At 38.7% G+C, this 625-nt stretch carries 1 protein-coding gene; it reads right to left on the bottom strand.

Annotated elements, in window-relative coordinates:
• Positions 1 to 272: 272 nt before the first annotated feature.
• A partial coding sequence (locus tag LI288_RS14020) for a hypothetical protein (protein WP_331464670.1) occupies positions 273 to 625 on the bottom strand: 353 nt, incomplete at its 5' end.

Genomic DNA, 625 nt, shown 5'->3' on the forward strand with positions numbered 1-625 from the left:
TGGCCAGTGAGTTCCGCAACTCGGCCAGCCTTGAAGAATACACCTGCACCAATAACCGTACCCATTACTGTTGTAAGGGCAGGGAAGAAACCAAGCGTTCGCTTCATTTCATTTTTTTGTTCCATAAGAGCTCCTCTTTCAAAGATAAATTTTTGATAAGATTAATAATAACAATGCTGATTCCTAACATCAGCATTAGAGAGTAATCTTGTAACCGATTACTCTCTTATTTTAACATAATTTTCGATTTTGTGATGAGATGAACTTAGTTTTTAGCCTTTTAATTTCTCTGTAAGTTTTTCAAGCATTTCTTTCGTCATTGCATCTAAATCATATTTAGGATTGAAGCCCCATTCTTCTTTGGCACAAGTTGCATCGATAGAGTTTGGCCAGCTGTCTGCGATACCTTGACGGACTGGATCTACATCATAATCCATTGTGAAGTCTGGCATGAATTTTTTGATTGATGCAGCAATTTCTTCAGGCTCAAAGCTCATCGCTGTGATATTGAAAGCGTTGCGGTTTACTAATTTGTCTGCAGGTGCATTCATCAAGTCAACAATCGCATCGATAGCATCCGGCATATACATCATATCCATCTTTGTTCCTTCAGCGATGAAGCTTG

Source organism: Lachnospira pectinoschiza (assembly GCF_020564355.1).
In the GTDB taxonomy this organism is placed as follows: domain Bacteria; phylum Bacillota; class Clostridia; order Lachnospirales; family Lachnospiraceae; genus Lachnospira; species Lachnospira intestinalis.